We start from the raw sequence: 21,955 nt of genomic DNA, 5'->3' as shown, positions 1-21,955 counted from the left end.
GTTTTTTTCACGTTATGCAAACTGAAGATTTGGTCAAGCTGGCGATCTCCGCCCTGGAAGACCTGAAGGGTCAAGACATCACCACCATCGATGTTCGCGGCAAGACCAGCGTCACCGATTACATGATCATCGCCAGCGGCAGCTCCAGCCGCCACGTCAAGTCGCTTGTCGAGAACGTGCTGGAAAAGGTCAAGGAACAAGGCGTGCGCCCGCTCGGCAGTGAAGGGCTTGAGGGCGGTGAGTGGGCGCTGCTCGACCTGGACGACGTCGTCGTACACGTGATGCAGGTGCCGACCCGCCAGTTCTACGACCTGGAGCGTCTCTGGCAGGGTGCCGAGCAGAGCCGCGCGCAACACGCCAACGACGCGGAGTAAGCGTGCGGATCAAGCTGATTGCGGTCGGCTCGAAGATGCCGCGCTGGGTCGAGGACGGCTGGCAGGAGTATGCCAGGCGTCTGCCGTCCGAGCTGCCGCTGGAACTGCACGAAATTCCGCTCAACACCCGCGGCAAGAACGCCGACGTTGCGCGGTTGATTCGCCAGGAAGGCGAGGCCATGCTGGGCAGGGTTCAGCCGGGCGAGCGCATCGTCACGCTGGAAGTGCACGGCAAGCCCTGGAGCACCGAGCAGCTGGCGGCGGAACTGGAGCGCTGGCGGCTCGATGCGCGCAACGTCAACCTGATGGTTGGCGGGCCGGAAGGCCTGGCACCGGAAGTCTGCGCGCGCAGCGAGCAGCGCTGGTCGCTGTCTCCGCTGACGCTGCCGCACCCGCTGGTGCGGATCCTGATCGGCGAGCAGATTTATCGTGCCTGGACGTTGTTGTCCGGGCATCCCTATCACAAGTAGTACGCGAACCCCCCCGACATGCCGCAACCGATTCAGCTCAAGGACCACGAGAAGGACGCCGTGCTGGTGCGCCGGCGTGTCACCGTGGGTCTTGTGTTCGTCTTGCTGTTGATCGGTGTGCTGGTGGCGCGGATGTACTACCTGCAGGTGATCCAGTTCGAACACCATTCGACGCTGTCGGAGAACAACCGCGTCCATGTGCAGCCGATTCCGCCCAGCCGCGGGTTGATCTTCGATCGGCAGGGACGTGTCATCGCCGACAACCGGCCCAGTTTCAGCCTGACGGTCACCCGTGAGCGTGCCGGCGACTGGCGGGTCGTGCTTGACTCGGTGGTCGAGATACTGGAGCTGAGCGAGGAGGAGCGCGGGCTGTTCGAGAAGCGCGTGCTGCAGGGCCGGCGGCCGTTCGAGCCGGTACCGATCATGTACGAGCTGTCGGAGGAGCAGATTGCACGCATCGCCGTGAACCAGTTCCGTCTGCCCGGCGTCGAGGTGGCGGCGCAGCTGGTGCGGCATTACCCGCAGGGGCCGCACTTCGCGCACTCGGTGGGCTACGTCGGGCGAATCAACGAGCAGGAGGTCAAGCAGCTCGATCCGGTCAATTACAGCGGTACGCATCACATCGGCAAGACCGGTATCGAGAAATTCTACGAAGACGAGCTGCATGGCCGGGTCGGCTACGAGGAAGTCGAGACCAATGCGCGCGGCAGGGTCCTGCGGGTGCTCAAGCGAACCGACCCGATACAGGGCAAGGACATCACGCTGTCCCTCGACCTCGATCTGCAGGAGGCTGCGGAAGCCGCGCTGGGCGGGCGTCGCGGCGCGATCGTCGCGCTGTTGCCGGACTCCGGCGAGGTGCTGGCGATGGTCAGCCAGCCGAGCTTCGACCCCAACCTGTTCGTCACCGGCATCAGTTTCAAGGACTATGGCGAGCTGCGCGATTCCATCGACCGGCCGCTGTACAACCGTGTGTTGCGCGGCCTGTATCCGCCGGGCTCGACGATCAAGCCGATGATGGCCATCGCCGGACTCGATGCCGGCGTGATCACCCCGGCCAGCCGGGTATTCGATCCGGGCTACTTCCAGTTGCCCAACGTGCAGCACAAGTACCGCAACTGGAACCGCAGCGGCGACGGCTGGGTGAATCTCGATCTGGCCATCGCCCGATCCAACGACACCTACTTCTATGACATGGCCCACAAGCTGGGCGTCGACCGCATGCACGACTACATGACCCGTTTCGGCCTGGGTCAGCGCGTGTCGCTGGACATGCACGAGGAGACCGCCGGCCTGATGCCGTCGCGCGAATGGAAGCGCGCGCGCTACCGCCAGTCCTGGTACCCCGGCGAGACGGTCATTCTCGGCATTGGCCAGGGATACATGCAGGCCACTCCGCTGCAACTGGCCCAGGCTACCGCCCTGGTGGCGACACGCGGCAAGTGGATCCGCCCGCATCTGGCTCGCAGCATTGGAGGCGAGCCGCCGGTAGACCCGGACCCGGTGCCGGACATCCAGTTGCGCGATCCCCGCTTCTGGGATTACGCAACGCACGGCATGGAGCAGGTGCTGCATGGCGCGCGCGGCACGGCGCGCAAGGTCGGCGACAGCGCGGCCTATCGCATTGCCGGAAAAAGCGGTACTGCGCAGGTCGTGGCGATTCGCCAGGGGGAGAAGTACGACAGTGCCAAATTGGCCGAGCGGCATCGTGACCATGCCCTGTTCGTCGCGTTCGCCCCGGTGCATGACCCGCAGATCGCGGTCGCGGTGATGGTGGAAAATGGCGAATCCGGTTCCGGCGTCGCCGCACCCGTGGCCAAGCAGGTCATGGACGCCTGGCTGTTGGGCAAGGACGGCAAGCTCAAGCCCGAGTTCGCGCCGCCGGTGAGTGCCGAAGAGGTCCAGCAATGAGTGGTAATTTCGATCGGTCCTTGTCGCGCGAGGATGTGTTGCGCCGCCGCGCCAGCCTGCTGCAGCGGCTGCACATCGACGGGCTGCTGCTGGTGCTGCTGCTGGTGCTGGCCGCCGGCAGCCTGTTCGTCCTCTATTCGGCCAGCGGCAAGAACTGGGACTTGGTCATAAAGCAGGCGAGCTCCTTCGGTCTCGGTCTCGGTGCCATGCTGGTGATCGCGCAGTTCGAGCCGCGCTTCATGGCACGCTGGGTCCCGCTTGGCTATCTCGCGGTGGTGGCGCTGCTGGTGGCGGTGGAGGTTGCCGGCCATACCGCAATGGGCGCCACGCGCTGGATCAACATTCCTGGGGTGATCCGCTTCCAGCCCTCGGAGTTCATGAAGATCATCATGCCGATGACCATCGCCTGGTACCTGTCCACGCGTAGCCTGCCACCGAGCCTCAAGCACACGGTCATCAGCCTGTCGCTGATCTTCGTTCCGTTCGTGTTGATCCTCAAGCAGCCGGACCTGGGTACCTCGTTGTTGATCCTCGCCTCCGGCGCCTTCGTGCTGTTCATCGCTGGGTTGCGCTGGCGCTGGATCATCGGCGCCGTCGCGGCAGTCGTGCCGATCGCCGTGGCGATGTGGTTCTTCGTCCTGCACAACTACCAGAAACAGCGTGTGCTGACGTTCCTCGATCCCGAAAGCGATCCGCTGGGCACCGGCTGGAACATCATCCAGTCGAAGGCGGCGATCGGCTCCGGGGGCGTCTTCGGCAAGGGCTGGCTGGCCGGCACCCAGTCGCACCTGGATTTTTTGCCGGAAAGCCATACGGACTTTATCATCGCCGTGCTTGCCGAAGAGTTCGGCCTGGTCGGCGTCTGCCTGCTTCTGCTGGTCTATGGGTTGCTGATCACCCGGGGGCTGGTGATCACCGTGCAGGCACAGACTCTGTTCGGAAAACTGCTGGCCGGTGCGTTGACGATGACCTTCTTTGTTTACGTTTTCGTCAATATCGGTATGGTCAGTGGACTGTTGCCGGTCGTGGGCGTGCCGCTGCCCTTCATCAGTTATGGCGGAACTTCGCTAGTGACCCTGTTGTCAGGGTTCGGGGTTTTGATGTCGATCCACACCCATCGCAAGTGGATCGCGCAGGTTTGACGAGAGTGAATTTGTTGATTTCATTACGGCGTGGCTGGGTGGCACGGATGCTCGGGGGCGTGGGCTTGGCCGGCGCTGTGCTCGGTAGTCTGCCGCTGCAGGCCGCGGATTACGTCGGTCCGAACGTGGACGAGTTCATCGCGGAGATGACCCGTGACTATGGGTTCGTCAGCGAACAGTTGCACGATCTGTTCGCCCAGGCCGAACGCAAGCAGGCGATCCTCGACGCCATTTCGCGTCCGGCCGAGCGGGTCAAGCCGTGGAAGGAGTACCGGCCGATCTTCCTCACCGAGTCGCGTATCGCCCAGGGCGTCGACTTCTGGCGGCAGAATGAAGAGACGTTGTCGCGTGCCGAGGCCGAATACGGCGTGCCGGCGGAAGTCATCGTGGCGATCATCGGCGTGGAAACCTTCTATGGGCGCAACACCGGCAGCCACCGGGTCATCGATGCGCTTTCGACCCTGGGCTTCGACTATCCGCCGCGACAGCCTTTCTTCCGTCAGCAGCTCAAGGAGTTTCTGCTGCTGGCCCGGGAGGAGCAGGTCGATCCGCTGTCGCTGAAGGGTTCCTATGCTGGCGCCATGGGCTTGCCGCAGTTCATGCCGAGCAGTTTCCGCGCATATGCCGTGGACTTCGACGGTGATGGCCATATCAATATCTGGAACAATCCGGCCGACGCCATCGGCAGTGCCGCCAGTTACTTCAAACAGCATGGCTGGACCGCCAACGGGTCCGTCGTGGCCCGCGCCGAGGTATCGGGCGAACGCCACGAAGAAGGACTCACCGTCGGGCTCGAGTCGCAGAAGAACGCGGGCGAGATGCGCAGTCTGGGTTGGTCGTTCAACCCGGCCGTGGCTGACGAGACGGCCGTGACCGCCTTCCGGCTGGACGGCGCCGAGGGCGACGAATACTGGGTGGGTCTGCCGAACTTCTATGTCATCACCCGCTATAACCGCAGCGTGATGTACGCCATGGCCGTGCATCAGCTGTCCCAGTTGCTGGCCGAAGCGCGGGGCGAACGCGAACAATGAACCTTCTCTGGAGCAGGCTGCTCGGCCTGACCGTGACTGCTGTGCTGCTGGCAAGCTGTTCATCCACGCCTGCGCCCAGCGGCATGCCCGGCAAGAGCAGCGGCATCAGCGGGCCGGGCGACTACAGCCGTCCGCACAAGGACGGCGCGCCCTGGTGGGACGTCGACGTTTCGCAGATTCCCGATGCCGTTCCGATGCCCCATTACGGGCCTGTCAAGGCCAATCCCTATACAGTGCTGGGCAAGACCTACTTCCCTATCAGCGACGGTCGCCGCTACTCGGCGACGGGTACCGCGTCCTGGTACGGCACCAAGTTCCATGGGCAGCCCACGGCCAATGGCGAGAAGTACGATCTGTACGGCATGAGTGCGGCGCACAAGACCTTGCCGCTGCCCACGTATGTCAAGGTGACCAACCTGGACAACGGGCGCAGCGTGACATTGCGGGTCAACGACCGTGGTCCGTTCTACTCGGACAGGATCATCGACCTGTCCTTTGCGGCCGCGAAAAAGCTCGGCTACGCCGATAGCGGCACCGCCAGGGTGAAGGTCGAGGGGATCGATCCGCAGCAGTGGTGGGCCGATCAGGGTCGGCCGGTGCCGACGATGATGGCGCAGCCGCAGATGGCCGCTGCCAAGCCGCCGTCCGGCACCATCGCCCAACCGATCGAGCAGTACACGCCACCGCCTCGGCAGCACGCTGCGGTCACGGTGCCGCTGGAGGTCGATGCAGGAAAGGACGCTTCGTCCGCAGCGGGTGGCCTGTTTCTCCAGGTGGGCGCCTTCGCCAATCCGGATGCAGCGCAGCTGCTCAAGGACAAGCTGAGTGGTGTAGTGTCCGCACCGGTATTCATCAGCTCGGTGGTACACAACCAGCAGACCCTGCATCGGGTGCGCTTGGGACCTATCGACACGCCAGATGAGGCCACGCAGCTCGAGCAGAGCGTTCGCCTGGCCAATCTCGGACAGCCGCGGCGGGTTTCTGCCGATTGACCGTTTGCAATTCTTGCTTTGTTTTACCTGACTTAATTGGGATTCGGATGAACATCACCAGCCTCGTGCAACGCTTCATGGTACTGACTCTGCTGGCGGTCGCTCCGACCGTCTGGGCGGCCCAAATGCTGCCGTCGGCTCCGCAGCTGGCTGCCAAGTCCTACATGCTGATGGACGCCGCCAGTGGTGAGGTGCTGGTCGAGCACAATGGCGACGAGCGCCTGCCACCGGCCAGCCTGACCAAACTGATGACCGCCTACATCGCCACGCTGGAGATCAAGAAAGGCCAGATCAGTGACGCTGACATGGTCACGGTAAGCGAGAAGGCCTGGCGTACTGGCGGTTCGCGCATGTTCATTCAGGTCAATACCCAGGTTTCGGTGGACGACCTGCTGCACGGCATCATCATCCAGTCGGGCAACGATGCCAGCGTGGCGATGGCCGAGTACATCGCCGGTAGCGAGGAAGCGTTTGCCGACCTGATGAACAGCACCGCTCAGCGTCTGGGCATGACCAACAGCCACTTCGTCAATGCCACCGGCCTGCCGGATCCGGACCACTACTCATCGGCCAACGACATGGGCAAGCTGGCCCGCGCGATCATCCACGAGGACCCGGCGCACTATGCGATCTATGCGCAAAAGGAATTCTTCTGGAACAACATCAAGCAGCCCAACCGCAATCTGCTGTTGTGGCGCGACAAGACCGTCGACGGCCTGAAGACCGGGCATACCGAAGAGGCTGGCTACTGCCTGGTGGCTTCCGCGGTGCGTGACAACATGCGCCTGATCTCGGTGGTATTCGGCACCAGCAGCGAGCAGGCTCGTGCTGCCGAGACTCAGAAGCTGCTGACCTACGGATTCCGCTTCTTCGAAACCCGCACCTTCTATGAGAAGGGGGCCGAACTGGCGCAGGCGCAGGTCTGGAAAGGGCAGCAGGACAAGATCAAAGCCGGTCTGGCAGAGGATCTGACCATGACTCTGCCGCGTGGCCAGGCGGAAAAACTGCAAGCGGTCATGAGCTTCACCGGCACGCTGACCGCGCCGGTCCAGCAGGGCGACGTGATAGGCAAGGTGGAGGTCAAGCTGGACGACAAGGTGGTCCGCAGCACTGATCTGATTGCGCTGGAAACCGTAGAAGAGGGTGGGCTGTTCCGCCGTTTTTGGGATAGCATTCGCCTGTTCTTCTTCAGCCTGTTCAACTGACCACGCTCGAGTGCGCCCGGCTGATCCCGCCGCGGCGCACGTGCGGGTCACGAGCCTGTTACGCCATGACCGATAGCCAAGACGATATAGCTGCACCCAAGATCGATTTTCCCTGTGAGCGCTACCCGATCAAGGTGATCGGCGACGCCGGCGAGGACTTTCGCGAAGTGGTGATTGAGGTCATCCAGCGCCATGCGCCGGATTTCGACGAAACCACTGTTGTCACCCGCGACAGCCGAAATGGCCGTTTCCTTTCGCTGCAGGTGCTGATCACGGCTACCGGTGTCGAGCAACTGCAGGCCATTCATGTCGATCTGCGGGCCACCGGCCGTGTTCACATGGTGCTGTGATGACCCACGATGTGGGCGTGCGTGACCTCGGTCTGCTCGAGTACCGAACTGCCTGGCAGGCCATGCAGCATTTCACCAATAAGCGCGGCCCCGACAGCGCGGACGAGATCTGGTTGCTTCAGCATCCTCCCGTTTTCACCCAGGGCCAGGCCGGCAAGGCCGAGCATCTGCTGTTTCCCGGCGAGATTCCGGTGGTGCAGGTCGATCGAGGAGGCCAGGTGACCTATCACGGGCCAGGCCAGCTCGTCGGCTACCTGCTGCTTGACGTGCGCCGGCTCGGGATCGGTGTGCGCGAACTGGTGAGCCGTATCGAGAACAGCCTGGTAGAGCTGCTGGCCAGTTACGGTGTTACGGCGATAGCCAAGCCGGATGCACCGGGTGTTTACGTCAGCGGTGCGAAGATCGCATCCCTGGGCCTGCGCATTCGCAATGGCCGGTCTTTCCACGGCCTGGCGCTGAACGTGGACATGGACCTCGAGCCTTTCCGGCGCATCAATCCCTGCGGTTACGCAGGGTTGCCAATGACCCAATTGCGTGACTTGATCGGGCCGATCGACATTTCCGACGTGGCCGAGAAGCTGCGCGAGCAACTGGTCCGGCAGCTCGGCTACACGCAACAGAAGACCCTCGCGGGCGGAATCGAAGCATATGAGTAGTGTAGAAACGGCAGGCAAGCGCCCGGCCAAGGTCGAGGCTGGTGTCAAGCTGCGCGGTGCCGAGAAGGTTGCGCGGATTCCGGTGAAGATCATCCCCACTGAAGAACTGCCGAAGAAGCCTGACTGGATTCGCGTGCGTATTCCGGTTTCGCCCGAGGTCGATCAGATCAAGCAAACACTGCGCAAGCACAAGCTGCACAGTGTCTGCGAAGAAGCCTCCTGCCCGAACCTGGGCGAGTGCTTCTCCAGCGGGACCGCCACGTTCATGATCATGGGCGACATCTGTACCCGTCGCTGCCCGTTCTGCGACGTCGGTCATGGCCGCCCCAATGCGCTGGACCCTGACGAGCCGAAGAACCTGGCCCAGGCGATCGCCGACATGCGCTTGAAATACGTGGTGATCACCTCGGTGGACCGCGACGATCTGCGCGACGGCGGTGCCCAGCATTTCGCCGATTGCCTGCGCGAGATCCGCAAGCTGTCGCCGTCCATCCAGCTGGAAACCCTGGTGCCGGACTATCGCGGACGCATGGATATCGCGCTGGAGATTACCGCCAGCGAGCCGCCGGATGTGTTCAACCACAACCTGGAAACGGTTCCGCGTTTGTACAAGTCGTCGCGTCCGGGGTCGGATTTCGAGTGGTCGCTCGACCTGCTTGAGAAGTTCAAGCAGCGCGTCCCGGGCGTACCGACCAAGTCGGGACTGATGCTTGGATTGGGTGAAACCGACGAGGAGGTCATCGAGGTCATGCATCGCATGCGCGAGCACGACATCGACATGCTCACCCTCGGGCAGTACCTGCAACCGTCGCGCAGCCACCTGCCGGTGCAGCGCTTCGTCCATCCCGATACCTTCGCCTGGTTTGCCGAAGAGGGGATGAAAATGGGCTTCAAGAATATCGCCTCGGGTCCGCTGGTACGCTCGTCGTACCACGCCGATCAGCAGGCGCATGGAGCCAGGCAGGACTAGTCCGAAGGCTCCCTTCGAAGCGGCAGTCATGACCGCGCGGCAACTCGGTTGTTTGCGCGGTTTTGTTCGTTCAGGGCCTGCTACGGTTCTGCAGTTGCCGTCTGCCATCGGGGTTTCCGGTTGTCGCGATGCGGTTGGCAGGGAAATTGCGGCATTTCACCGCATTAGACTTTGGTCTATAGTGGCGCTCGTTTACACCACGAGGCCAACCGAGGGCCACAGCAGATGAACGAACCCCAGTTAAAGAGCCTGCTTGACGATCTGGACGCCGCGAAGGTCGAATGCGATGCGATGAGCCGTCTGGTGGTGACGCGTCTGGCCAGGCAGCACATTCCATACCGCGCGATGCTGGGGCAGGTTGAGCTGGACGGTAAGGTGCTATCGCCGCACTTCTGGGTCGAAGCGGATGGCTGCGTGATCGACTACCGCGCGCGCCAGCGTCTCGGTGGCGACCAGCGCGTGCCGCATGGTGTGGTACCGCGCGAGTCGGTGCAGGCGCATTACCAGGGACAGCAGGTCGTCATCGATCCGCTCCCGGACTACCTCTACGAGGTTGCCGTTAAGCACTGATGTGCTTTGGCTGTTCTCGCTGAAAACGAAAAAGCCCCGGCCATGCTTGCCGGGGCTTTTCTGTTTCTGCATCAGGCCATCGGGCCCTGGGTCGGGTGAGCACGCTGCAGCCGGAGTCACCCGCTCAAGGCTGGGCGCGCAGCCGGCCGAGCAGCTCCTGGGTCGGGTGCCCGTCGGCCGGCCAGCCTAGGCGCTGCTGGAAGCCCCGGATCGCCTTGCGGGTGTTGGCACCGATGATGCCGTCCGGCATGCCCGGATCGAAGCCCTGTTCGACCAGGCGCTCCTGCAGTTCCAGGCGTTCGGAACGGCTGAGCGGCTGCTCGCCACGTGGCCAGCTGCCACTGATCCGGCCCTGGCCCTGGAAGCTCTCTGCCAGCAGGCCGATAGCCAGCGCATAGGCCGAGGAATTGTTGTAGCGCAGGGTGGCGCGGAAGTTGTCCATGACCAGGAAGGCCGGGCCGCGATGTCCGGCCGGTAGCAGCAGGCTGGCGCTGGCTTCGTCCCGGTCCCTGGGAATGCCGCCGAGGCCCAGCCGCCGCCACTCGACCAGCGGTTTGCGTATCGCGCTGTCGGCCAGGGCGTAATCGAAGCCCTCGGGCAGCTGCACTTCGAAACCCCAGGGCTGATCCTGTTGCCAGCCGGATGCCTGCAGGTAATGCGCTGCCGATGCCAGCGCGTCAGCCGAGCTGTTCCAGATGTCACGTTTGCCGTCGTCATCGAAATCCACGGCATGGGTGTTGTAGGTGGTCGGGATGAATTGAGTCTGGCCCATGGCTCCGGCCCAGGAACCACGCATCTGCTGTGGCGACACGTCGCCATGCTGCAGAATCTCCAGCGCGGCGATCAGCTGGCTTTTGGCGAAGGCCGGACGGCGACCTTCATGGGCTAGGGTGGCCAGCGAACGGATGACCGACTTGTCCCCCATGATCTGGCCAAAGCTGCTTTCCAGCCCCCATACGGCGACCAGTGTTTCCCGATCGACGCCGTAGCGGGCCTCGATCTGATCCAGTGTGGCGGCATGCTCGCTCAGCAAGCGGCGACCACTGCGCACGCGCTGTGGCGAGATGGCGCCTTCCAGATACTGCCATACGGGACGTGTGAACTCCGGCTGGCTGCGGTCGGCCTCGATCACCGAGGGGTCGGGCTGCACGCCGGCAAAGGCCTGGTCGAAGGTGGCGGCGGAAATGCCGGCCGCCAGGGCCTCGGCGCGAAACTGCTCGCGCCACTGGCTGAAACTGAGGTGAGTGGATTGCGCGCGAACGTCGACGACGGCGTTATCGCTACGCGGGCCGGCAGGGGCGGAGGCATTGCTGAGCAGGCTGGACTGCGCCAGGGGTTCGGCCGCGCAGGCGACCACCAGGCTCATCGCCGAAGCGGCGACCAGGGTGCGCAGCAGCAGAACGGGGACGAAGGTGTAATACATGCACCACTCTCGAAACGTGTCGTCGGCCGCAGACATTATCACGCTTTCGGCGACTTGGCTTTTCAGCCCGCCAGAAGGACCGAAGCCTCCCAGTTGGTGGACTGGGAGGCTTCACGGCGGTAGCTGCCTTTGCCTTTCTTCGGCGTTTCCTGGCGGAGGCGGAACAGCGGTTGCGCGACCAGGGTCTTGGCCTTGTTCGGCCGTTTCTTGCGTGTACTCATCTGCTTTCCCTCCTGCTGGCCCGTGTTCGGGCGAGGGCATCATAGGGCTTGTGCAAGAAATGTCCAGATACGGCCGTAACGCTTGAATCCGGATTCTGCGGCTGATGCTCTTGGGAGCGGCAAGCTTCGCGCCTTGGCCGTCCTGCGGCCTGCGATCGCCCCGAGGGCGGGCCTCCCACAAATGTAGCCGGTGTGGCTAGGTCCCGATGCGTCGCCCGCTCAGTTGCAGGCAGATATCGGCCAGGCCGATCCACGGATCGCCCTCGGCCTGCCCCTTGATCTGCTCGTCGATGCGCTGGGCATCCATCAGCAACTGATTCCAGCCGGCTGCGCTGTGACGTTGCAACGCTTTGGAAACCAGCGGCCGGCGCTTGTCCCAGACTGGCGGGCGGGCCTGGCTGAAGGCGCGTTCGAGTGGCACGCCCTGGGCGTACTGCTGGGCGATGTTGGCCAGCAGGCGCAGCTCGCGCGCCAGCGCCCAGAGGATCACTGGCGCCTCGACCCCTTCGCCGCGCAGGCCTTCGAGCATATGCAGGGCGTGGGCGGCCTGGCCGTGGAGGGCGGCGTCGATCAGGCCGAAGACATCGTAGCGGGCGCTGTCGGCGACGGCCGCCTGCACGGTGTCCGCGCTGACCTGGCCGGCATCGGCCAACAGCTTGAGCTTCTCGATTTCCTGGGCGGCAGCCAGCAGATTGCCCTCGACCCTGGCGGCGATCAGTTCGACGGCTTCCTGATCGGCGGACAGTCCGGCCTGGGCAAGGCGCTGGCGAATCCATTGCGGCAGCTGTGCCGCGTCCACCGGCCAGATCTGCAGGAATTGCACGTCCTGGCCTTCGCTCAGCGCCTTGGCCCATTTGGTTTTCTGCGTGTTGCCGTCGAGCTTGGGCAGACTGATCAGCAGTAGCGTGTCCTGCGCCGGGCGGGCCAGGTACTCCAGCAACGCCGCCGCGCCCTTGTCGCCCGGCTTGCCGTTTGGGATACGCAGCTCGAGCAGGCGCTTCTCGGCGAACAGCGAAAGGCTTGCCCCGGCCTCGATCAGCTGACTCCAGTCGAAACCGGTTTCCACATGGAAAACCTGACGCTCGCTGAAGCCCTGCGCACGCGTTGCGGCGCGGATCGCGTCACAGGCCTCTTGGCACAGCAGGTGCTCGTCACCACTGACGACGTAGACGGGCGCCAGCGGGCCTTTGAGGTGCTTGCCGAGTTGGGCGGGGGAGAGCTTCATGGGCAGAACGACGGGGGCATCGCTGCCCCCGTGCCGGTCACTGGATGGGCAGCTGAATGGGTGACTGCTGCGGTTGCGCATCGCGGGCGCGACGTGCGGCCTCCAGCGCTTCGGCTTCGGCCTGTGCCTTGGCTTCGGCCTCCTGCTGCAGGCGGTCGAGCTGCGACGGCGTGATGCGCTGGATGCGCAGGGCCAGCTGTTGCAGCAGCTCGCGGCGCATCTCCTGACGTAGCTGATCGCCTTCCTGGGACGAGCCGATCAGGTTGTTGCTGTCGTGCACATACACCTTCTGCACCTCGATATTGCCCTCCAGCAGCACCAGGTTCTGCGGGCCGCGGAATTCGTAGTCCAGGGTACTGGTCAGCTCGTACTCGGCGCTGCGTGCCGAGCTGGTGTAGCTGGCGGTGCGCTGGCGGGTTTGCTCGCGGACCAGGTTGAGGCTGTAGCGGGCACCCGGGTGAACCCGGACGCCGTTGCTCTGCAGCAGGTTCTCGAGTTGTTGCACCGTCTCGCCGTAGCTGTTGCGGGCTTGCAGATCGATCTCCTCGAGGCCGAACTCCGCGTCGCCGGTACCGCGCAGCTGGAAACCACAGGCGCTCAGCAACAGTGTCAGGCCCAGCACCACCAGATTCCGTTTGTTCATCTTGTTATCCCCTTGCAGGTCCGGCGCGCAGGCGCCGGGTCCGAATCAGTTTGCGACGATATTGACCAGCTTGCCCGGCACCACGATGACCTTGCGGATCGTCAGGCCCTCGGTAAAGCGCAGCACGTTCTCATTGCCCCGTGCGGCAGCCTCGACCTCTTCGCGACTGGCGCTGGCCGGCACCTCTATCTGGCCACGCAGCTTGCCGTTGACCTGTACCACCAGGGTCAGGTTGTCCTGCACCAGGGCGGATTCGTCGACCTTCGGCCATTGCGCGTCGATGATCGCGCCCTGCTTGCCGAGTTGCTGCCAGAGCTCGTGAGAGATGTGCGGGGTAATCGGTGCCAGCAGCAGGGCGACGGCTTCCAGGCCCTCCTGCAACAGGGCGCGGTCCTGTTCGGTTGCGCTCGGCGCCTTCTCCAGGACATTCATCAGGGTCATCACCTGAGCGATGGCAGTGTTGAACTTGTGATGCTGGCCGACATCGACGCTGGCCTGCTTGATGGCCAGATGGATGGCGCGGCGTACGGCCTTCTGTTCGTCGCTCAGGCTGGCGGTGTCCAGTGTGCCCGGCAGGCCGGCGCTGACATGTGCATGGGCCAGACGCCAGACGCGACGCAGGAATCGGCTGGCGCCCTCGACGCCGGAGTCGGACCACTCCAGGCTCATGTCCGGCGGCGAGGCGAACATCATGAACAGGCGGCAGGTGTCGGCGCCGTAGGCATCGATCATCGCCTGCGGGTCGACACCGTTGTTCTTCGACTTGGACATCTTCTCGGTGCCGCCGATTTCCACCGGCAGGCCATCGCTGGCCAGCTTCGCACCGATCACCTTGGCCTTGGCATCACGCTCGACGACGACGTCGGCCGGGTTGAACCAGTCCTTGCCGCCGTTTTCCAGAGTGCGGTAGTAGGTGTCGGCGACGACCATGCCCTGGGTCAGCAGGTTCTTGAACGGCTCGTTGGAGCTGACCAGCCCTTCGTCGCGCATCAGCTTGTGGAAGAAGCGCGCGTAGAGCAGGTGCAGGATGGCGTGCTCGATGCCGCCGATGTACTGGTCCACCGGCAGCCAGTGGTTGGCCGCGGCCGGGTCGACCATGCCCTTGTCGTAGTTCGGGCTGGCGTAGCGGGCGAAGTACCAGGACGACTCGACGAAGGTGTCCATGGTGTCGGTTTCGCGCTTGGCTGGCGCGCCGCACTTCGGGCAGCTGCACTCATAGAATTCCGGCATGCGTGCCAGCGGGCTGCCGGCACCGTCCGGTACCACGTCTTCGGGCAGCACGACAGGCAACTGGTCTTCCGGGACCGGCACGTCGCCGCAGCTCTGGCAGTGGATGATCGGGATTGGGCAGCCCCAGTAGCGCTGGCGGCTGATGCCCCAGTCACGCAGGCGGAACTGGGTCCGCGCCTGGCCGAGGCCCTTCTTCTGCAGCGCTACTTCGATGGCGTCGAAGGCGCCTTCGAAATCCAGGCCGTCGTAGATGCCGGAGTTGATCAGCTGGCCGTGTTCACCGTAGGCGTCCTGCCAGGGTGCGGGCGTCTCGTCGCCGGCGCTGGTGCGCACCACCGGCTTGATCGGCAGGCCGTACTTGCTGGCGAATTCGAAGTCGCGCTCGTCATGCGCCGGCACGGCCATCACCGCGCCTTCGCCGTAGTTCATCAGCACGTAGTTGGCGACCCATACCGGCAGCAGTTCGCCGCTCAGCGGATGTTGCACGCGCAGGGACGTGGCCAGGCCTTTCTTTTCCTGGGTGGCGATGTCGGCTTCGGCGACGCCGCCGCGCTTGCACTCGTCGATGAAGGCCTGCAGTTCGGGGTCGTTCTGCGCGGCCAGGGTGGCCAGCGGGTGCTCGGCGGCAACGGCGACGTAGGTGGCACCCATCAGCGTATCGGGGCGGGTGGTGAAGACCTTCATCACGCCTTCGCTGCCGATGCTGGCCACGTCGTAGGGGAAGCTGATCTCCATGCCGCGCGACTTGCCGATCCAGTTGCGCTGCATGGTCTTGACCTGTTCCGGCCAGCCATCCAGTTCGTCCAGGCTCTCCAGCAGCTCATCGGCGTAGGCGGTGATCTTGAAGTAGTACATCGGGATTTCGCGCTTCTCGATCAGCGCGCCCGAGCGCCAGCCACGGCCGTCGATGACCTGCTCGTTGGCCAGCACGGTCTGGTCGACCGGGTCCCAGTTGACGGTGCCGTTCTTGCGGTAGATCACGCCCTTTTCGTACAGGCGGGTGAACAGCCACTGCTCCCAGCGGTAGTAGTCCGGCTTGCAGGTGGTGACTTCACGCGTCCAGTCGACCGCCAGGCCAAGGCTCTTGAGCTGGGCCTTCATGTAGGCGATGTTTTCGTAGGTCCACTTCGCCGGCGCCACCTGGTTCTTCATCGCGGCGTTTTCCGCCGGCATGCCGAAGGCGTCCCAGCCCATGGGCTGCAGCACGTTCTTGCCCTGCATGCGCTGGTAGCGCGCGATCACGTCACCGATGGTGTAGTTGCGCACGTGGCCCATGTGCAGCTTGCCGCTGGGGTAGGGGAACATCGACAGGCAGTAGAAGGTGTCCTTGCCGGGTTGTTCACTCACTTCAAAGGATTTCTGCGCGTCCCAATGGGATTGCGCGGCGGCTTCGATTTCGCGGGGCTGATACTGTTCGTGCATGGCTACTGGCGTTGGAATGGGGGGGGCTGGCTCTCCGCGAATACGCGGTTGCAGGTACGCCCGACGTGGTCGGTGGACCTGGCGCAAACCGCGACCCGGCGGGCTGCGGGCGGAGGGCATGGAAGCGCCGTAGCATACATGACCCCCCGCGGCCTAGGGAAACCCGATTTGCCGTCGCCCATGGGGCTCCGTCCGTCGCGCACGGCTTCAGCGAGCCAGGCTGAGCTACGCTTAATCCTGGGGTGGGACGAATGCGAGGTGAGATTGATGGACAGAGAGCCACGATCTGAAGACAGCAGTCTGTATGCACGGGTGCTGCAGCGGTTGGGGTCGGCGCTGCAGGAGGCGGAACGCGTGACGCCCGCTGGTGCGGACGCGGCCGGCGAGCTCGAGGTGCGTGGCCTGACACCGGCCGAATTCGAGCTGATTTGCGCTTATCTGCAGCGTGACTCGCAATGGTTGTCAGGCTGGCATGCCGCGGCCGAGGAGCAGGCTCACCTGTCGCGCCAGGCGTTGCGTCCGGCCGTGCGGGGTGGTAGCCGGCAGCGTCATGCTGCGCACGGCAAGCATGCGCCGATGGCATTGCAGCAGACGCTGAGCTGCGCCCTGTGCAATACCGAGGTGAGCTGGCCGGAAGGTGCCGGCCCGGCGGCGTGTCATGCCTGTGGATCGCAACTGTTGCGCGCGCGCCAACGGCTGTATACCTATCCGCGCCATTGAACCGCGGTGATGGCCGACAAATGCACCGCCTGCGGCTAGAGTGCTTGTCTTTGCCGCGGAGGTCGGATGCCGATTCGCTATTTCTTCAAGCAACTGCTTTTGCCGCCAGGCGGCCTGCTGATCCTGCTGCTGCTCGGCTGGTGGTTGCGTCGCCGTGCGCCGCGGCTGGCCGCCTTGTGCTTTATTGTCGGCTTCGGCGGGCTCTGGCTGATGAGTCTGCCGGTGGTCGTCGAGTGGACGGCGCGGGCGGTCGAGCGCGAGCCGGCGCTGGTCGAGGCGCGGTGGCCTGCGCTGGCGGAGCAGGCGGGGGCCATCGTGGTGTTGGGGGCCGGCCGGGAGCAGAACGATCCGGCCTGGGGCGGGGACCAGCCCGGCCATATCGCCCTTGAGCGACTGCGCTATGCCGCGCGGGTGGCCAAGGCGTCCGGTCTGCCGATCCTGGCCAGTGGCGGATTGCATTACGGCGCGCCACCCAGCGAGGCGCAGCTCGGCGCGCAAGTGTTGCAGCGTGACCTCGATGTCAGCGCCCGCTGGCTCGAAGAGCGTAGCCGCACTACCTGGGAAAATGCCGTATTCAGTGCCGAGATGCTGCGCGCCGCGGGAGTCCGCCGGGTGGTGCTGGTCACCTCCGCGTCGCACATGCCGCGTTCGCGCTGGTGCTTCGAGCAGAACGGCATCGAGGTCATTGCCGCCCCGGTGGGCTTCATGGGCGTACCCAACGGCCGGCCGTTGAACGGCTGGCTGCCGGAGGCCAAGGCGTTCTGGCAGAACGGCATGCTGCTCAACGAGGTCGTCGGGATGGCGGTGTATCCGCTGGTTTACCGCTCCGTGAACGACTGAGCCAAACGCATCTGCCTGGGCCATGACGTCGTAGGGTGGGCTTCAGCCCACCGGAAATGGCGTGTGCGGGCTGGTGGTGGGCTGAAGCCCACCCTACAAAAAGCAACGCACGCATGCTTTGCATCCGGCCAGCGAGTAGGTTGGTTTGAACTCCGCGAAGCCCCGCGAGCGAGACTGCGGGCCGTGGCTTCGTTGTGGTGGATGCCGGGCCCGCCAGGCCGGCGCGATGTTGGGCTTCGGCATGCGTGCCTCAACCCAGCGCCATGTCCGTCGTAGGGTGGGCTTCAGCCCACCGGAAATGGCGTGTGCGGGCTGGTGGTGGGCTGAAGCCCACCCTACGAAAAGCAACGCACGCATGCTTTGCATCCGGCCAGCGAGTAGGTTGGTTTGAACTCCGCGAAGCCCCGCGAGCGAGGCTGCGGGCCGTGGCTTCGGTGTGGTGGATGCCGGGGCCGCCAGGCCGGTGTGATGTTGGGCTGCTGCATGCGTGCCTCAACCCAGCGCCATGTCCGTCGTAGGGTGGGCTTCAGCCCACCGGAAATGGCGTGTGCAGGTTGAAGTCCATCCTGGGAAAAGCGACGGACTATGCCTTGCGCCTGACCAGCGCCCAGCCGAGCAGCAGTGTGCATAGCGCGATCAGCGGCCACGAGCGCCAGCGCAGGTAGGGCGTCAGGCCCTGCATCGGGACGACTTCGCCGTACAGCACGGCCTGCTCGAATTGCGGGATCTGCTCGATGATGCGCCCGTACGGGTCGATCAGCACGGTGATGCCGTTGTTGGTCGCGCGGATCATCCAGCGTCCGGCTTCCAGGGCGCGCATCTGCGCCATCTGCAGGTGCTGCAGCGGGCCGATGGAGCGGCCGAACCAGGCGTCGTTGCTTACCGTGAGCAGCAGATCGCTCTGCGCGGCGAGGCCGGCGGCGAATTCCGGATAGACCACCTCGTAGCAGATGTAGGGCGCGATCTGCAGCCCCTTCGCCTGCAGCAGCGGCTGGTCGGCGTCGCCGCGGGCAAAGTCGGACATCGGCAGGTCGAAGAAGGCGATCAGGCCGCGCAGAAGATCCTGCAAGGGTACGTACTCGCCGAACGGCACCAGCTTCTGCTTGAGGTAGGTGCCGGCACCGTCACCGGTGCTGGTCAGCCCGTTGTAATAGCGCAGCTCGCCAGCCGCATTGGGCTGGCGTACCGGCACGCCGGTGATCAGTGCCGATTCGCGCTGGTTGGCGAAGCCGGCCATCATCGTCAGGTAGCCCTCGGCATGCTCCTTGAGGATCGGTACCGCGGTTTCCGGCCAGACGATCAGGTCCGCCGGATGGCTGCGAAAGGTCATGTCGCGATACAGCAAGAGCTGCATCTCTAGCTTCTTCGGGTCCCACTTCATGCTCTGCGCGACGTTGCCCTGCACCGCGGCGACACTCAGCGGTTCGCCCTTGCCGGTGGTCCAGGCATGTTCCTTGAGCGCCAGGCCCGCCAGCCACGGTGCGATCAACAGCACGACGGCCGCCGCCAGGCGCGGCTTGTCTGTCAGCAGGCGCGGCAGTGCGACGAGCAGTGTGGCGCTGAGGGCGATGACAAAGCTCAGCAACCAGACGCCACCGAGCGGCGCCAGTCCGGCCAGCGGGCCGTCGAGCTGGCTGTAGCCGTTGTAGAGCCAGGGAAAGCCGGTGAGGAGCCAGCCGCGCAGTGCATCGAGCGCGAGCCAGAGCGCGGCGAAGGCCAGGGCATCGCCCAGCGGTGTGTGGCGGTTGCGCAACAGGCGCACCCAGAGCCAGCCGAGCAGGGCGAAGAACAGCGCCAGCCCGGCGACGAAGCCCAGTGTCAGCAGGCCGGCCAGTGCCGGCGAGGCCGCGCCGAAGTCGTGGATGCTCACGTAGACCCAGCTGACACCCGAGGCGAACAGGCCGAAGCCGTAGCACCAGCCGCGCTGCGCCGCCTGCCTGGGCCCGGTTTCGTGCAGCCCGAGGTACAGCAGCGCCACCGACAGCAGCGTCAGTGGCCAGATATCGAAGGGCGCCAGCGAGAGGGTGGTCAGTATGCCTGCGGCCGATGCCAGCAGATTGCCCGGCCAGCCGGGGCGGGTGATCCAGTGCATGGGGTTACCTTGCGCGAGGGGGCGGAGGGAGGCTACGGTCAATGGCCGGGGCGGGCAAGCCGGCGACCGGGCGAGCCCCGCGCCTTTGGCCGCGCGGGGCTGGCGCGTTCGACGTTACGCGTTTTCGGTGCGACTCAGCCGCAGCATGTGCACGCGACGACTGTCGGCGTTGAGTACGCGGACCCGGAAGCCCTCGATTTCGGTCACTTCGTTGCGCTTGGGCAGGTGGCCGAAGGTGTTCATCACCAGGCCGGCGACGGTGTCGAACTCGTCGTCGGGGAAGGCGCTGCCGAAGTATTCGTTGAAGCTGTCGATGGGCGTGAGGGCCTTGACCAGGAAATCACCACTGGGCAGCGGGCGGATGTAGCTGTCTTCCTCGACATCATGTTCGTCCTCGATGTCGCCGACGATCTGCTCCAGTACGTCCTCGATGGTTACCAGGCCCGCCACTCCGCCGTATTCGTCAATGACGATGGCCATGTGGTTGTGGTTGGCGCGGAACTCGCGCAGCAGGACGTTGAGGCGCTTGGATTCAGGGACGAAGGTAGCCGGGCGCAGCAGGTCCTTGATGTCGAAGTTGTGATGCTCGTCCTTGAGGATCAGCGGCAGCAGGTCCTTGGCCAGCAGCACGCCGATCACTTCGTCGAGGCTTTCGCCGACCACCGGATAGCGCGAGTGTGCGGCGGCGATGATCGCCGGCAGGAACTCGCGTGGCGACTGCTCGGCCTTGATGCTGATCACTTGCGAGCGCGGCACCATGATGTCGCGGACCTGCAGGTCGGCGACCTGGATGGCACCTTCGACGATGGCCAGGGCCTCGCTGTCGAGCAGCTTGTTCTGGTGGGCTTCGCGCAGGATTTCCAGCAGCTCCTGGCGATTCTTGGGCTCATGGGCAAAAGCCTGGGTGATTTTTTCCAGCCAGGTCTTCTGCCCGCTGATCGATCGATCTTCGCTCATGTCGGTTGACTCAAGAGTCCTTGCAAGTGCCCGTGGCGGGCGATTCTTCGGCGTAGGGGTTGGGATACCCCAGTTCGGCCAGTAATTGACGTTCCAGTGCTTCCATTTCCTCGGCTTCGACATCCTCGATGTGATCGTAGCCGAGCAGGTGCAGGCAGCCATGGATGACCAGGTGCGCCCAGTGCGCCGCGAGGGCCTTGCCCTGTTCCGTGGCTTCACGCTCGACCACCGGCACGCAGATCACCAGGTCGCCGAGCAGTGGAATATCCAGCAATTCATCGGGCACGTCGGCCGGGAACGACAGCACGTTGGTGGCGTAGTCCTTGTGCCGCCAGGTGCGGTTCAGCTCGCGGCCTTCGTCCTCGTCCACCAGACGGATGGTCAGCTCGGAGTCGCCGCTGCGCTGGCGCAGCGCCAGTTCGCACCAGCGCTGCAGCTCGGCATGCGCTGGCGCTGCGCCAGCGCTGGCGCACTGCAGGTCGAGCTCAATCATCGCTGGCGTCCTGTGCGGCACGCTTGCTGGCCGGCGACTGGCGGTCCTCGAAGGACTCGTAGGCCTCGACGATGCGCTGCACCAGCGGATGACGAACGACGTCCTTTGGCTTGAAGTGGGTGAAGCTGATGCCGTTGACGTCCTTGAGCACCTCGATCACGTGGGCCAGGCCGCTCTTGGTGCCGCGCGGCAGGTCGACCTGGGTGATGTCGCCGGTGATCACCGCGGTAGAGCCGAAGCCGATCCGCGTGAGGAACATCTTCATCTGTTCCTGGGTGGTGTTCTGGCTTTCGTCGAGGATGATGAAGCTGTTGTTCAGCGTACGCCCGCGCATGTAGGCCAGCGGCGCGATCTCGATCACCTGCTTCTCGATCAGCCGTGCCACGTGCTCGAAGCCGAGCATCTCGTAGAGCGCGTCGTAGAGGGGCCGCAGGTAGGGGTCGATCTTCTGCGCCAGGTCACCGGGCAGGAAGCCGAGCTTCTCGCCAGCCTCCACCGCCGGGCGCACCAGCAGGATGCGTCGCACCTGCTCGCGTTCCAGCGCATCCACGGCGCAGGCTACGGCGAGGTAGGTCTTGCCGGTACCGGCCGGGCCGACGCCGAAGTTGATGTCGTTGTCCATGATGGCCTTGACGTAGCGCTGCTGGTTGGCGCCGCGCGGGCGGATCATGCCCTTCTTGGTGCGCAGGGCAATGCCCTGGTGCGCGTTCGGGTTGGCCAGCTCCTCCATCCCGGATTCCTGCAGGTACAGATGCACCATGTCCGGGGACAGTTCGGCGGTCTTGGTTTCCCGGTACAGGCGGCGCAGCAGGTTTTCGGCGGACTTGGCCACGTTGCTCGGACCGATCAGCTCGAACTGGTTGCCGCGGTTGCGGATTTCCAGTTCCAGGCGCTGTTCGATCAGGCGCAGATGCTCGTCGAATTGGCCGCAGAGATTGGCGAAGCGACGGGCTTCAAAGGGTTCGAGGGTGAAGCGATGCGGTTCTATGGGTGCGTTCAAGGGCTTTTATATGTGGCCGTA

22 protein-coding genes are annotated in these 21,955 nt (G+C 64.5%); 13 read left to right on the top strand and 9 right to left on the bottom strand.

Translation table 11 applies throughout. The annotated features are described in order from the left end of the window. Positions 1-14 precede the first annotated feature (14 nt). The 11 genes from rsfS to B597_RS30585 all read left to right on the top strand — a co-directional run bounded on the left by rsfS (position 15) and on the right by B597_RS30585 (position 9,668). Positions 15-374: a ribosome silencing factor gene (rsfS, locus tag B597_RS30635; protein ID WP_003293882.1), complete on the top strand. Its 360-nt coding sequence runs from the start codon at positions 15-17 to the stop codon at positions 372-374. 2 nt (positions 375-376) lie between these two features. Next, positions 377-844 (top strand): 23S rRNA (pseudouridine(1915)-N(3))-methyltransferase RlmH, encoded by a 468-nt coding sequence (gene rlmH / locus B597_RS30630; protein ID WP_003293884.1) that lies wholly within the window; start codon positions 377-379, stop codon positions 842-844. 18 nt (positions 845-862) lie between these two features. Then, the gene (gene mrdA / locus B597_RS30625; protein ID WP_003293886.1) at positions 863-2,752 is read left to right on the top strand and encodes a penicillin-binding protein 2; all 1,890 of its coding nucleotides are present in this window, start codon (positions 863-865) and stop codon (positions 2,750-2,752) included. Beyond that, positions 2,749-3,894, top strand: coding sequence for a rod shape-determining protein RodA (gene rodA, locus B597_RS30620; RefSeq protein WP_003293888.1), 1,146 nt, complete (start codon positions 2,749-2,751; stop codon positions 3,892-3,894). Before mrdA ends, rodA begins: the two co-directional genes overlap by 4 nt. Before the next feature lie 47 nt (positions 3,895-3,941). Next, complete coding sequence (gene mltB / locus B597_RS30615) at positions 3,942-4,925, top strand: lytic murein transglycosylase B (RefSeq protein ID WP_024161809.1); 984 nt, start codon at positions 3,942-3,944, stop codon at positions 4,923-4,925. Then, positions 4,922-5,917 (top strand): septal ring lytic transglycosylase RlpA family protein, encoded by a 996-nt coding sequence (locus tag B597_RS30610; RefSeq protein WP_003293890.1) that lies wholly within the window; start codon positions 4,922-4,924, stop codon positions 5,915-5,917. The genes mltB and B597_RS30610 overlap by 4 nt, the downstream gene beginning before the upstream one ends. Positions 5,918-5,994: 77 nt before the next feature. Next, positions 5,995-7,122 carry a D-alanyl-D-alanine carboxypeptidase family protein gene (locus tag B597_RS30605; RefSeq protein WP_419184906.1) on the top strand — a complete coding sequence of 376 codons (1,128 nt, stop codon included), beginning with the start codon at positions 5,995-5,997 and terminating at the stop codon, positions 7,120-7,122. 65 nt (positions 7,123-7,187) lie between these two features. Then, positions 7,188-7,472, top strand: coding sequence for a DUF493 domain-containing protein (locus B597_RS30600; protein WP_003293895.1), 285 nt, complete (start codon positions 7,188-7,190; stop codon positions 7,470-7,472). Continuing rightward, on the top strand, positions 7,472-8,128 hold the full coding sequence (gene lipB / locus B597_RS30595) for a lipoyl(octanoyl) transferase LipB (protein ID WP_003293897.1): 657 nt from the start codon (positions 7,472-7,474) through the stop codon (positions 8,126-8,128). Before B597_RS30600 ends, lipB begins: the two co-directional genes overlap by 1 nt. Next, the gene (gene lipA / locus B597_RS30590; protein ID WP_003293898.1) at positions 8,121-9,098 is read left to right on the top strand and encodes a lipoyl synthase; all 978 of its coding nucleotides are present in this window, start codon (positions 8,121-8,123) and stop codon (positions 9,096-9,098) included. The genes lipB and lipA overlap by 8 nt, the downstream gene beginning before the upstream one ends. A gap of 225 nt (positions 9,099-9,323) precedes the next feature. Next, a complete protein-coding gene (locus tag B597_RS30585; protein WP_003293899.1) occupies positions 9,324-9,668 on the top strand; it encodes a hypothetical protein in 345 nt (114 codons plus the stop codon). A 124-nt stretch (positions 9,669-9,792) separates the two neighbouring features. On the opposite strand, the gene B597_RS30580 is transcribed toward B597_RS30585, so the two are convergent. The 5 genes from B597_RS30580 to leuS all read right to left on the bottom strand — a co-directional run bounded on the left by B597_RS30580 (position 9,793) and on the right by leuS (position 15,832). Next, positions 9,793-11,091, bottom strand: a complete 1,299-nt coding sequence (locus tag B597_RS30580) for a lytic murein transglycosylase (RefSeq protein ID WP_003293900.1) — start codon at positions 11,089-11,091, stop codon at positions 9,793-9,795. A gap of 62 nt (positions 11,092-11,153) precedes the next feature. Further along, the gene (gene arfA / locus B597_RS30575) at positions 11,154-11,312 is read right to left on the bottom strand and encodes an alternative ribosome rescue factor ArfA (protein ID WP_003293902.1); all 159 of its coding nucleotides are present in this window, start codon (positions 11,310-11,312) and stop codon (positions 11,154-11,156) included. Positions 11,313-11,508: 196 nt separating this feature from the next. Further along, positions 11,509-12,537 carry a DNA polymerase III subunit delta gene (gene holA / locus B597_RS30570; protein ID WP_003293904.1) on the bottom strand — a complete coding sequence of 343 codons (1,029 nt, stop codon included), beginning with the start codon at positions 12,535-12,537 and terminating at the stop codon, positions 11,509-11,511. A 37-nt stretch (positions 12,538-12,574) separates the two neighbouring features. Next, entirely contained in the window at positions 12,575-13,180 is a 606-nt protein-coding gene (gene lptE / locus B597_RS30565) for an LPS-assembly lipoprotein LptE (RefSeq protein ID WP_003293905.1), read from the bottom strand. A 45-nt stretch (positions 13,181-13,225) separates the two neighbouring features. Beyond that, positions 13,226-15,832 carry a leucine--tRNA ligase gene (gene leuS / locus B597_RS30560; protein WP_003293906.1) on the bottom strand — a complete coding sequence of 869 codons (2,607 nt, stop codon included), beginning with the start codon at positions 15,830-15,832 and terminating at the stop codon, positions 13,226-13,228. 267 nt (positions 15,833-16,099) lie between these two features. Here leuS and B597_RS30555 point away from each other — a divergent pair, with 267 nt between their 5' ends. Continuing rightward, on the top strand, positions 16,100-16,552 hold the full coding sequence (locus tag B597_RS30555) for a hypothetical protein (protein ID WP_024161808.1): 453 nt from the start codon (positions 16,100-16,102) through the stop codon (positions 16,550-16,552). Positions 16,553-16,618: 66 nt separating this feature from the next. After that, entirely contained in the window at positions 16,619-17,392 is a 774-nt protein-coding gene (locus B597_RS30550) for a YdcF family protein (protein WP_024161807.1), read from the top strand. Between the two features lie 583 nt (positions 17,393-17,975). Here B597_RS30550 and lnt read toward each other — a convergent pair. The 4 genes from lnt to B597_RS30530 all read right to left on the bottom strand — a co-directional run bounded on the left by lnt (position 17,976) and on the right by B597_RS30530 (position 21,934). Further along, the gene (gene lnt, locus B597_RS30545) at positions 17,976-19,484 is read right to left on the bottom strand and encodes an apolipoprotein N-acyltransferase (RefSeq protein ID WP_024161806.1); all 1,509 of its coding nucleotides are present in this window, start codon (positions 19,482-19,484) and stop codon (positions 17,976-17,978) included. A gap of 114 nt (positions 19,485-19,598) precedes the next feature. After that, positions 19,599-20,441 carry an HlyC/CorC family transporter gene (locus B597_RS30540; protein WP_003297126.1) on the bottom strand — a complete coding sequence of 281 codons (843 nt, stop codon included), beginning with the start codon at positions 20,439-20,441 and terminating at the stop codon, positions 19,599-19,601. 10 nt (positions 20,442-20,451) lie between these two features. Beyond that, complete coding sequence (gene ybeY, locus B597_RS30535; RefSeq protein WP_003297125.1) at positions 20,452-20,934, bottom strand: rRNA maturation RNase YbeY; 483 nt, start codon at positions 20,932-20,934, stop codon at positions 20,452-20,454. Further along, positions 20,927-21,934: a PhoH family protein gene (locus B597_RS30530; protein ID WP_003297123.1), complete on the bottom strand. Its 1,008-nt coding sequence runs from the start codon at positions 21,932-21,934 to the stop codon at positions 20,927-20,929. The genes ybeY and B597_RS30530 overlap by 8 nt, the downstream gene beginning before the upstream one ends. Positions 21,935-21,955 lie beyond the last annotated feature (21 nt).

The sequence above is a fragment of the Stutzerimonas stutzeri KOS6 genome (assembly GCF_000307775.2).
GTDB lineage: Bacteria > Pseudomonadota > Gammaproteobacteria > Pseudomonadales > Pseudomonadaceae > Stutzerimonas > Stutzerimonas stutzeri_B.
This window is presented reverse-complemented; position numbering and strand designations above follow the sequence as displayed.